This window comes from Rhodoferax sp. GT1R46, assembly GCF_056521285.1.
Map to the genome: position 1 here is coordinate 177947 of NZ_JBWMBC010000006.1, position 11486 is coordinate 189432.

The window sequence follows — 11486 nt, forward strand, 5'->3', positions numbered from 1 at the left end:
GAGGGCAGACGATTGAATCAAGTAGTAATTTATACCGATGGAGCCTGCAAGGGTAATCCGGGGCCTGGAGGCTGGGGTGCCCTGCTTCGCTCGCCGGATGGTTCAGTGAAAGAAATGTTTGGGGGTGACTTGGTCACCACGAATAACCGGATGGAAATGATGGCGGTCATTCAGGCTCTGACGGCACTGAAGCGGCCGTGTACCGTGGTCCTGCACCTGGACAGTCAGTATGTACTGAAAGGCATTACCGAGTGGCTCGCTGGATGGAAGGCAAAAGGTTGGAAGACTGCAGCCAAGCAGCCGGTCAAGAATGTGGACCTATGGCAGCAACTGGACCAGTTGGTCGCCCAGATGGGGCACAAAATTGACTGGCGCTGGGTCAAGGGGCATGCGGGGGATCCAGGTAACGAGCGGGCCGATGCGTTAGCCAATCTCGGGGTCGAACAGGTTCTTCGTCAACGTTGAGTGTTTCCCCTCTGGTGACGCGGATCGGCCTGGATATAAAGTTATGCAAAATTACTTTATATGGCCTTGTGGCATGCAGTGCGCCGTCCATACTCGGCTCAATTTATGAAAAAAAAATCAAACGCTTGTGCCTTGTTGTTGGAAGTTGTTGCCGTTGTTGGCCTGCTGGCGGCCTGTGGGAACAAGAATGAAGGTGTGGCTGGGCCATCGCCCACTGCCAGTGCTGCCAGTGCACCTTCGAGTCCCGGCCGCGCACCGGCTGCTCCTGTTGCAGTAACAACCTACCAGGCGAAGCAGCGAGATTTCGAGGTGGCGCTGAATGCCATCGGCACAGTGACTCCGTTGTCCAGTGTCGATGTGAAGCCCCAGACGACGAGCCTCGTTACCCGTGTCCATGTGAAGGAAGGGCAGTTTGTGAAGGCGGGCGAGCTGCTGTTTACGCTGGACGCCCGTTCGGACGAGGCAAATGTTTCCAAAGTGCGCGCGCAGATGACCAAGGACGAGGCGGTGTTGGCGGATGCCCAGCGACAACTGGCGCGCAGCCGCGATCTGCTGGCACAGAGTTTTGTCTCTCAAGGCGCTCTGGACTCCAGTCAGGCACAGGTAGATGCCCAGTTGGCCAACCTGGTAGCCGACCGCGCCGCGCTGGACGCAGCCCGGTTATCCCTTTCATATAACAGTGTTCGGGCACCCGCAGCCGGGCGATTGGGGGCTATCAGTGTCTTTCCCGGTACCGCTGTGCAGGCCAATCAAACCGCTTTGGTGACCATCACGCAACTTGACCCCATCAACATCAGTTTCAGTTTGCCTCAGCGCAATCTGGAGTCGGTTTTGGCTGGGTTGAAGTCGGGCGGTGCCGCTGTTAGCGCCACATTGCCAGAGGCCAAGGGCGTCATCAAAGGGAAACTCCAGTTTGTCGACAATGCAGTCGATGCAGCTACTGGGACTATCAAGGTTAAAGCGGCTTTCGAGAACCGGGAGAACAAATTGTGGCCTGGGGCCTTTGTCAATATTGCGCTCATTTCAGACACGATCAAGGATGCAGTGGTGATTCCAACGGCCGCGATTATTCAAAGTACACGCGGAACGGTCGTTTACGTAGTCGATAAGGGCAAAGCGGTGCTGCGACCGATCAAGGTGCTTGCGTCGCGCGGTGAAGAGACGGCGGTAACCGGGGTAGCCGCAGATGACCGTGTCGTGCTGGAGGGGCGTCAGAATTTACGACCTGACTCCGCCGTGGCGGAGCGCAAGCCTGGCGGCGCAAATGCTCCTGCAACCGCGCCTGTATCTGCGCCTGCGTCGGCACCTGCCGCTGCGTCGTCTTCGTCGACGTCATGAATCTTTCGGAACTCTTTATTCGCCGTCCAGTGATGACGGTGCTGTTGAATGCCGCCATTGTCCTGGCAGGTGTCATCGGCTATCGCAGCATTCCTGTAGCGGCTTTGCCCAGCTACGATACGCCCGTCATCAACGTGTCCGCGTCGTTTCCAGGAGCCAACCCGGAAACAATGGCTACCTCCGTCGCCTTGCCTCTGGAGAAGCAGTTTCAGACCATTGCAGGTCTGAACGTCATCAGTTCCACGAGCACACTCGGCAATACATCATTGACACTGGAGTTTGCTCAGGGACGCAACATTGATGGTGCTGCACTCGATGTGCAGGCGGCTTTGTTACGTGCGCAGCGTTCCCTGCCGCAGGATATGACGCAACTGCCGGCATACCGCAAGGTCAATCCGGCTGATTCGCCTGTTCTGCTGGTTGCGATGACGTCGCCCTCCATGCCCCTGTCCGATCTGCAGGACTATGCGGAGCACCTGATTTCTCCCACGCTGTCAACGATTGAAGGTGTGGCCCAGGTCAATATTTTTGGCGCTAAACGATTTGCGGTCCGCGTGCGGGTGCTGCCTGCGGCGGTAGCGGCGCGCAACATCAGCCTTGAAGAACTGTCCGCTGCCTTGCGCGCTGCCAATGTCAATACGCCAGTGGGTACGCTGGATGGCAACCGCCAGACCCTGACGCTCCAGGCCAACGGACAGTTGCGCAGTGCCGCCGAGTTTGCCGAGTTGATCGTGGCCAGTCGCAACGGCATCACCGTTCGACTCAAGGACGTAGCCAGTGTGGAGGACAGCGTTGAAACCGCCAAGTCGTATGCCAATCTGAATGGAGAGGCATCTATTACGCTGGCTATTTTGCGTCAGCCTGGTGCCAACACCGTTCGGGTAGTGGATGCCGTGAAGTTGGCTTTGCCAAAGCTGAAGGAGCAGATGCCACAGTCGGTCAATCTGACCTCGGTCAATGACCGTTCAGTTTCCGTGCGTGAGGCACTCCATGATGTCTCACTCACCCTGATGGGCACGATTGCCCTTGTGGTGTTGGTGATATTCCTGTTCTTGCGGCGTTTTGTCGCCACTGCCATTCCCACCTTATCGCTCCCGGTGTCCTTGATTGGTGCGGTGGCTCTGCTCTGGGGCATGAATTACAGTCTGGACAATGTGTCGCTTCTGGGTCTGACGCTTGCTGTCGGTCTGGTGGTTGATGACGCAATTGTGATGCTTGAAAACATCATGCGCCATGTCGAAAACGGGGAGAAGCCTTTCAATGCGGCGCTGCGCGGATCACGCGAGGTGGGTTTCACCATCATCTCGATTTCCACGTCGCTGATTGCCGTTTTTATTCCCATCTTCTTCATGCCCGGTGTGATTGGTCTGTTGTTCCACGAATTTGCGGTGGTCGTGGCGCTCTCCATTGTGGTTTCGGCCTTTGTTTCGCTCACTCTGGTCCCCATGCTGGCCAGCCGTTTCTTGCGCCCGGAGACCCACGGCGTAAAGCACGGACTTATGACTGCCCTGTTTGAGCGCGGGTTCGATGCGACACTGCGTGGCTACACCCGCACGCTGGATGCTGCGATGTCGCACCGCAAAACGGTGCTGGGCGTTGCCGCCATCACGTTTCTGTTGACGGCCTGGCTTTTTAATATCATTCCGAAGGGATTCTTTCCGGAGGAAGACATCGGTCAGATTACGGTGAGCACCGAAGCGGCCGAGGACACCTCGTTTCCTGAAATGGTGCGTCTGCAGGAGAGGGCTGCAGCCCTGATTCGGGCGGATGTGAACGTATTCGCAGTCAGTTCATTCAACGGCGGCAGCGGCGCACAAAACACCGGGCGCATGTTTATCACGCTCAAGCCACGCGCTGACCGGCTTCCCATGAAGCAGGTCGTGGAGGGGCTGCGGCGCAAGCTGCGGGACGTATCCGGCATCAGTGTTTTCATGCGACCTATCCAGAATCTGCAGTTGGGTGGACGACCGAGCAAGGCGCAATATCAATACATTCTCCAGAGCGTGCGGGCCGATGAGCTGAATGATTGGGCGGTCAAGTTGCAGGAAAAGCTGAGGGCGGATCCGCTGTTTCGCGATGTCACCAGCGATGCCCAGTTGCGCGGACTAATGGCCCAGCTGCGCATTGACCGGGACCGTGCCAACGCTCTCGGGGTTTCTATTGACGCGATCCGGACCGCTCTCTTTGGCGCATTTGGCGAACGCCAGGTTTCGACAATTTACCTGCCGACCGACAGTTACCAGGTGATTCTGGAGGTTGCGCCGGAGGCTAAACTGGACGAAAGCGCAATCAACAGTATCTACGTGCGGGCGAATACCGGTGCGTTGATTCCGCTGGCGTCCTTCACCAAGGTGGAGCGAACCGTGGGCCCCACGTCTATCAACCATGTGGGGCAGTTGCAGGCAGTTACCGTGTCATTCAATCTGGCTCCAGGAACTGCATTGGGTGATGCCACTGCCCAGATTGCCAAAGCGCGCGATGCAATCAACCTGCCGGGTTCCATCATCACCAGTTACGGTGGCGACGCGGCTGTGTTCCAGAGCTCGCAAGGCAACCAGCTGGTGTTGATCATTTCAGCGATTCTGGTGATTTATGTGCTGCTGGGCGTGTTGTATGAAAGCTATATCCACCCACTGACCATTTTGGCCGGCCTGCCGTCCGCGGCGGTCGGTGCGCTGGGAACGCTGATGCTGTTTGGGCAGGACCTGACCATGATTGCCATGATTGGCATTCTTCTGCTGATTGGCATTGTGAAAAAGAACGCGATCATGATGATCGACTTCGCACTGGACGCCCAGCGTCACCACGGCATGTCGCCTGAGCAGGCCATTCGCGAGGCCTGCATTCTGCGTTTCCGCCCGATCATGATGACGACGCTGGCCGCGTTGATGGGGGCCTTGCCCATCGCACTGGGACTTGGCGCAGGCGCCGAGTTGCGCCAACCCTTGGGTTTGGCCGTTGTGGGCGGATTGGTTTTTTCTCAGGCCGTCACGCTCTATATCACGCCCGTGATCTATCTCGCAATGGATCGATTCAGTGGCCGCGGGCCGGTGCTGACCGCCGAGACGACGACCGACTGAGACCGGCGCTCACTCGGCGTACCGTACCATCACATACGCACCCGGCGCATCGCCCAGGTCTGTCGGTGCAGGGATCGGGCGGGCAGCTTTCTTCGGCGAGGAATGTTCTGCCAGCCACTGCTGCCAGGCAGGCCACCAGGAACCTTCGTATTGTGGTGCCCGAACGGCCCACTGATCTGCCTCAACCCAAGGTCCATGTGCCTTTCGCGTGTCCATCTGGTAGCTACGGTTCGGGTGACCTGGCTCCGAGATGATTCCGGCATTGTGGCCACCGCTGGTCAGTACGAACGTGATCTCCGCGTCACACAGGTGGTGCAGTTTGTAAACGGAGTGCCACGGCGATATGTGGTCACGCTGTGTGCCGACCATAAATATCGGTTGGTGGACATCGCTCAATGAAACGGTGTGGCCGTCAACCCGGTAGCTGCTGGTGGCCAACGCGTTGTGCAAATAGAGGGAAGTGAGATATTCATGGTGCATTCGCGCAGGCATGCGGGTGGTGTCGGCATTCCAGGCCATCAGGTCATTTTGTTGTTCGCGTTCACCCATCAGGTACTCCCGCATGCGGCGTGTCCAGACGAGATCGCGTGAATGCAGGAACTGGAAGGAACCGGCCATCTGCTTTCCGCTCAGAAACCCCTGGCCGCGCGTCATATTGTCCAGCAGGCCGATCTGACTTTCGTCGATGAACAGGCCCAACTCGCCCGGTTCCGAAAAGTCCGTTTGTGCAGCCAGAAGGGTCAGCGTTTTCAGGGTGGGCAGCTTGCGTTTGCCCGCCGCGCCATCAATGCGAGCCAATGCCGCGGCAGCTATGGACAGCAAGGTTCCCCCCAGACAGTAGCCCATGGCATGCACGGACAGGTTTTTTCCTGACCGCTCAGCAATGGCTTGCAGTGCGTCCAGAACACCCAGTTGAAGGTAGTCGTCCATGGTCAACTCAGCATCATGCGCGTCAGGATTGAGCCAGGACAGCATGTAGACCGTGTGCCCCTGACCCACAAGATAGCGAACCAGAGAGTTGTGTGCAGACAGGTCCAGAATGTAGAACTTCATGATCCAGGAAGGAACGATGAAGACTGGCTCTGGATGCACTGTGGTCGTTTGAGGGGCGTATTGGATGAGTTCAATCAGGTGGTTGCGGTACACCACCTTGCCGGGCGTTGCTGCTACGTCGTGCCCCACTTTGAAGCGCTGGGCAGGCTCCTGGTCGCCGGGCTCTGGCATGCCCGTGGTGTCGGCCAGCCAATGCATCGCACCTTCGCGCAGGTGCACGCCTTGCGTTGACATGGCATCACGCAGGACCACCGGGTTGGTCAGGAGCCAATTGGCTGGCGCAATGGCCCCCAGACATTGGCGCGCGAAGAACTGGGTCATGTCTGTGTGGTGAGCGGTCATGCCCGGTACCCGAGCGGCCTCGCGCCAAAAAGCCTCGGCGTTGCGGAAGCCGGCCCGTATCTGACTAAAAGGCCAAGTTGCCCACGCGTCGTGCCGGAACCGGGGGTCATCGTCTGATGCACCAGCACCGTCTTCATGGCCATCCTGCACGCGCAAGGTGTTCAATGCCAGTTTGCTTGCCAAAGCAGCCAGTTCCATCTGCCGCCCTGGCGATACGCCCAAGTGCCACGCCCAGTCAGCGCCAGCCAGTGCGAGTGCAACGGGCGACAAGCCGCCGGTCAACGGCGCACCAGCAGCGTGCAACAAGCGGTCGAGTCGCGCAGTAGGCGATTCATCTGGCGTGGGAACGGAATCATCCACCGGATGAAGTGGCAAAGTGTTTTTTGGCATACCACATTCTGCAAAGAACGGATTTCCGGTCGATTGATGCAAATCAAAAAAACCGGCAGGCGACGAAGAATGGGGTTCACTTATCGGCGCTTGACAAAAGACAATACATTTTCAAGCGATCTTTCTATCCTGCCTGTACGACTCTTTTTGCAGAAGGTTTTCATGAACCCGGTGTTTGAACCCCTGCGTCTGGCCGCCGTGGCAACGGATATAGCGCTCGTCAATCAGGCTACGCCTGCCGATATCGCCGGTCGTCAGGCCACGCGTTTACGGCGGATACTGGCGCTGGCGCAGCGCAGTTCGGTTGTGTATCGCGAACGTCTGAATGGAAAGACGCTGCACTGCAGTGAAAGTGATTTGTTGTCGGGAATTCCCGTTGTGACGCGTGAAGAGTTGATGCAGCGCTTTGACGATTGGGTGACAGATCCCCGCCTGAAGCTGGATGAACTGCGCGCTTTTACCGCCGATCCCACGCGTATCGGTGAGCCCTATCTCGGGCGGTACGTGGTCTGGGAGAGTTCCGGTACCGGTGGGCAGCCTGGAATGTTTGTGCAAGATGGTGAAGCCATGGCGGTCTACGATGCGCTGGAAGCACTGCGCCGCAGCGCTCCGCGGCCGCTCGGGCGCTGGATGGATCCGTTATGCCTGTCCGAGCGGACTGCTTTTGTCGGCGCTACCAGTGGGCACTTTGCTAGTTACGTAACGCTGGAGCGTCTGTGTCGGCTTTACCCCTGGATGGCGCAAACGACGCGCAGTTTTTCCATTCTCCAGTCCACGAATGCGTTGGTGTCTTGCCTCAATGCATTCAACCCGACGGTAATTGCGACCTACCCTACGGCCGCAGCACTGCTGGCAGACGAGGCTGAAAAAGGAAACCTGCAGATCAACTTGAGGGAAATCTGGACCGGTGGGGAGTGCCTGAGCCCCACGGTGCGCGCGCGTCTCAAGCAAGTAATGGGGTGCACGGTGCGCAATAGCTATGGTGCATCCGAGTTTCTGGCTCTTGGCTGGGAGTGTGCAGAGGGCCACTTGCACGTTAACGCTGACTGGGCGATTCTGGAGCCCGTGGATGAACGCCATCGACCGGTGCCACCCGGGGAACTTTCGTGCACTGTGCTGCTGACGAACCTTGCGAATACGGTGCAACCCCTGATTCGCTACGATCTGGGCGACCAGGTCACCCTGCAAACTGAACGCTGTATGTGTGGGTCCCCTCTACCAGTGATTGAAGTGCAGGGGCGGCAGGACGAACCACTGGTGATGACGGGTGATCACGGGCAGTTGGTAACGCTGCTGCCTTTGGCGCTGACAACGGTTCTGGAAGATCAGGCCAATGCATTTGACTTTCAGCTTCGCCAGACCGGCGACCATACATTGGTGCTTCGCTTGGGGCTTGACGGTGTGGCTGCCGAAGAGGCCATGGCCCGCTGCCGATCAGTGCTTCATTCGTTCGCTGCTTCGCAGGGGCTCGGTGCGTTGCGTGTCGTTGGGGAGTTGGGGCAACCCATACCGCGCGGGCGCAGTGGCAAGGCACTGCGTGTGATTGGGCGCAGCCTCTGACGAAAGTGGCTCAGCCGCCGATGTAACTCATCTCTACGCGACGAACACCGCTGCCCGTATCGGCAGCCATGCCACTGCGCAGTTCGGAGTACCGGTCGGTGCGGCCCGTCCAGATATGGCCGATGGCGGACGCAAGATCCTCGTCGGTGGAGCCATTGCGAACCAGGCTGCGCAAATCATGCCCCTGGCTTGCAAACAGGCACAAATAGAGTTGACCTTCGGTAGACAATCGGGCGCGGTTGCAATCGCTGCAGAAAGCCTGTGTCACGCTGCTGATGACGCCGATTTCCCCCGCCTGCACATCATGAGCTCCCGACGCATCGGCGAAGCCCCAGCGTTGCGCAGTCTCACCCACGCTGGCAGGCTCCAACGCAATCAAGGGGAGCTCGGTCTGAAGGAGTTGAATGACCTCCGCCGAGGGTAGGACATCGTTCATGCGCCAGCCATTGGTGGCACCCACGTCCATGTACTCTATAAACCGCAACACAATGCCACTGCCCTTGAAGTGGCGGGCCATGGGGATGATTTCGTTGTCATTGGTACCCCGCTTGACCACCATATTGACCTTGATGGGTCCCAGGCCTGCTTCCTGCGCCGCGCGTATGCCATCGAGCACCTGCGCCACCGGGAAATCCACGTCATTCATACTGCGAAATACAGCATCGTCGAGACCGTCGAGGCTGACGGTCACGCGTTGCAAGCCCGCAGCTTTCAGTGATTTTGCTTTGCGCGCCAAAAGAGATCCGTTGGTGGTGAGTGTCAGATCAAGGGGTTTGCCTTCGACCGTCCGCAGCGCCGCCAGCTTTTCAATCAATATCTCGATATTCTTGCGCAACAAAGGTTCACCACCCGTTAGTCGGATTTTTTGCACGCCATGGTTTACAAACTGCTGAGCGATCCGTGTGATTTCCTCAAAGGACAGCAGCGACGCATGCGGCAGGTAAGGATAATCCTTGTCAAAAATCTCTTTGGGCATGCAGTAGCTGCAGCGAAAGTTGCATCGGTCTGTCACGCTGATGCGTAGATCCCGCAAATTGCGCCCTAACGTGTCACTCAATAACCCATGCGCTTCAATGCGGCTGTTTTCAGCAAACGCGGCCGACGGAGGCCGCATCGCGCTGGTGCGCAGATCCAACAAGGGAATAACTCGGGGCGCAGAACGTTCGGTCATAGGGCTATTGTTTACTGGCGGTGGCAAATTTATGACGAAACACAGTGCAAAATTGCGTCAATCTAAAAAGAGCACGGTATTCGTTGGAGACACGATTATGTACAAGAAGCTTATTTTTCTTTTGTTGTTACTCAGGATTGGGCCTGTGGGGGCGCAGACGGGCACTGCTGCGTCGGCGTTGACCGAACGGGATTTTTTGGGCGATATGCCCATTGTCTTGTCGGTTTCCCGTCTTGCGCAGCCGCTGGATGAGACTCCGGGGGCCGTGACCATTCTGGACCGGCAGTTCATCCGCATGTCGGGTGCGCGGGACGTAGTCGATTTGCTGCGGTTGGTGCCTGGATTTCAGACAACCAATTCGTATGAGACCGATGCCCCCATGGCCACCTACCATGGCCGGGTCGACGACTGGGCCAACCGCATTCAGGTTCTTGTAGATGGGCGGTCGGTTTACTCCGGGTTTCTTTCCAGTTCTGCCGGTCTTGGGCTTCAAACTCTGGCGATTGATGATGTTGACCGCATTGAGGTGTTAAGGGGTTCCAATTCCGCGGCCTATGGTGCGCGAGCCTTTTTGGGGGTGGTCAACATCGTTTCCCGAGATGTACGGGAGACGATTGGTCCAGCAGGTAGCGTCACAACAGGCGACAACGGCGTGACCGATGCGGGTGCTCGCATCGGCTGGGGAGATGAGTCGGCGATGTACCGGGTTAGTGCGGATACACGTGGCGATGACGGTTTACGCCACGCGTTTGGCCAGAGCCGTATCAAACGGGCCGATTTTGTCGCGCAAGTGACGCCAGGGGGTGGTTCCGAGGTAGACCTTCGCGCAGGAATCGTGAGTATTGACGCCGGCCGAGGTAGTACAGATCCTACCGAGTACGGCAATGCCGCGCGGTTGCGTTATATGGGTTCGCAGTTCCTGCAACTGGATTGGCGCAAGAATTTGACCGACGATCAAGACCTCGCGCTCACTGCCTCGCACACCGAGAACACGTACCGTGACAGCTTTCCGTACTTGAATCCAGATGTTGCGTACGCCAGTTTCTTCGGAATACCAATCGAGACCAGTGGTCGGGAATTCAATGATGCAGTCACTTTGCAGCAGACCGTTAGGCAGTCCCCGACATTGCGCACGGTGTGGGGTGCAGAGTTGAGACGGGAGCAAGTTCTTTCACGTTCCAGCTTTGACGATCGCGAACGGGTTACAACCGATTTCTTTCGATTGTTTGGGAACGCTGAGTGGCGGATGAATCCTTCGTTAGTATTGAATGCAGGGATTATGGCGGAGCACAGTGACATTGGTGGAGACACTGCGTCACCGCGCGTGATGTTGAACTGGCATGTGACCCCGGGACACACGCTGCGTGCAGGTGTGTCCACTGGGTTTCGGCCTCCCAGCGCTTTCGAAAAGTATGGGAATGTCCGGTATTACGGCGCCAACGGCGCAGTGACTCCGCCGTACGTGTTGAGTACGGGCAATCTCGCGCCAGAGCACATATTCTCTCGGGAGTTGGGCTATTACCTGAACCTGCCGTCGGCGAACCTCAGCGGAGATGTCAGGCTGTTCAATGAATCCATTTCAGATGGCATTTGGTGCACCTCTGATATTCCATCAGACTGCATTAACAAAAATAACTACTCCACTACAGGTGCCGAATACCAGCTTACTTGGATGCCGGCAACGGCAACGCGGGTCATTCTCAATCAGACCTGGACCAGTATTTCAGGTGCGCCTTACCCCGTTGTGCAAACATCCGCCCTGGATATGCTCAATTTCAGGATTAGCCATAGTGCTCCAAGGTTTGCGGGGTCGCTGACCCTAATGCACACCCTGCCAACGGGCGTCACTCTTTCGGTGATGCACAACTGGTCAGACGACGCGGCGCTTATGTCGGGCCTCTATGGGCAACTGTATTCTTCGCAGCGCACGGATATCCGCCTGGGCAAGTCCTTCAAGGTGGGCAAGAGCAATGCCGAGATGGCGCTGACCATTCAAAACCTCGATGTGCCTTACCAGGATGGCGACCGCAAGTTTTACTTTGATCGACGCGCGATGGTGACCTTGCGATTTGAGAACTGAGTTGATT

At 57.5% G+C, this 11486-nt stretch carries 7 protein-coding genes; 5 read left to right on the forward strand and 2 right to left on the reverse strand.

Annotated features, from left to right (window positions below):
* The first annotated feature begins 12 nt into the window (after nucleotides 1-12).
* From rnhA to AC097W_RS14525, 3 genes are all read left to right on the forward strand, one after another.
* Complete coding sequence (gene rnhA / locus AC097W_RS14515) at nucleotides 13-465, forward strand: ribonuclease HI (protein ID WP_479603323.1); 453 nt, start codon at nucleotides 13-15, stop codon at nucleotides 463-465.
* A 105-nt stretch (nucleotides 466-570) separates the two neighbouring features.
* Nucleotides 571-1803 (forward strand): efflux RND transporter periplasmic adaptor subunit, encoded by a 1233-nt coding sequence (locus AC097W_RS14520; RefSeq protein WP_479603324.1) that lies wholly within the window; start codon nucleotides 571-573, stop codon nucleotides 1801-1803.
* Complete coding sequence (locus tag AC097W_RS14525) at nucleotides 1800-4883, forward strand: efflux RND transporter permease subunit (protein WP_479603325.1); 3084 nt, start codon at nucleotides 1800-1802, stop codon at nucleotides 4881-4883. Before AC097W_RS14520 ends, AC097W_RS14525 begins: the two co-directional genes overlap by 4 nt.
* Before the next feature lie 9 nt (nucleotides 4884-4892).
* Here the strand turns inward: AC097W_RS14525 and AC097W_RS14530 are convergent, their stop codons facing one another.
* Nucleotides 4893-6668, reverse strand: coding sequence for a PHA/PHB synthase family protein (locus AC097W_RS14530; protein WP_479603326.1), 1776 nt, complete (start codon nucleotides 6666-6668; stop codon nucleotides 4893-4895).
* 162 nt (nucleotides 6669-6830) lie between these two features.
* Between AC097W_RS14530 and AC097W_RS14535 the strand changes: the two genes are divergently transcribed.
* On the forward strand, nucleotides 6831-8228 hold the full coding sequence (locus AC097W_RS14535; protein ID WP_479603327.1) for a phenylacetate--CoA ligase family protein: 1398 nt from the start codon (nucleotides 6831-6833) through the stop codon (nucleotides 8226-8228).
* A 10-nt stretch (nucleotides 8229-8238) separates the two neighbouring features.
* Here the strand turns inward: AC097W_RS14535 and moaA are convergent, their stop codons facing one another.
* The gene (gene moaA / locus AC097W_RS14540) at nucleotides 8239-9342 is read right to left on the reverse strand and encodes a GTP 3',8-cyclase MoaA (protein WP_479603328.1); all 1104 of its coding nucleotides are present in this window, start codon (nucleotides 9340-9342) and stop codon (nucleotides 8239-8241) included.
* Between moaA and AC097W_RS14545 the strand changes: the two genes are divergently transcribed.
* Nucleotides 9302-11479: a TonB-dependent receptor plug domain-containing protein gene (locus AC097W_RS14545; protein ID WP_479603329.1), complete on the forward strand. Its 2178-nt coding sequence runs from the start codon at nucleotides 9302-9304 to the stop codon at nucleotides 11477-11479. The genes moaA and AC097W_RS14545 overlap by 41 nt on opposite strands.
* Nucleotides 11480-11486 lie beyond the last annotated feature (7 nt).

What these genes read in the sequence shown, in the direction of transcription:
- AC097W_RS14530 (WP_479603326.1), bottom strand. Translation starts at nt 6,668, where the DNA reads ATGCCAAAAAACACTTTGCCACTTCATCCGGTGGATGATTCCGTTCCC.
- AC097W_RS14525 (WP_479603325.1), top strand. Translation starts at nt 1,800, where the DNA reads ATGAATCTTTCGGAACTCTTTATTCGCCGTCCAGTGATGACGGTGCTG.
- AC097W_RS14545 (WP_479603329.1), top strand. Translation starts at nt 9,302, where the DNA reads ATGCGGCTGTTTTCAGCAAACGCGGCCGACGGAGGCCGCATCGCGCTG.
- AC097W_RS14535 (WP_479603327.1), top strand. Translation starts at nt 6,831, where the DNA reads ATGAACCCGGTGTTTGAACCCCTGCGTCTGGCCGCCGTGGCAACGGAT.
- moaA (WP_479603328.1), bottom strand. Translation starts at nt 9,342, where the DNA reads ATGCGGCCTCCGTCGGCCGCGTTTGCTGAAAACAGCCGCATTGAAGCG.
- AC097W_RS14520 (WP_479603324.1), top strand. Translation starts at nt 571, where the DNA reads ATGAAAAAAAAATCAAACGCTTGTGCCTTGTTGTTGGAAGTTGTTGCC.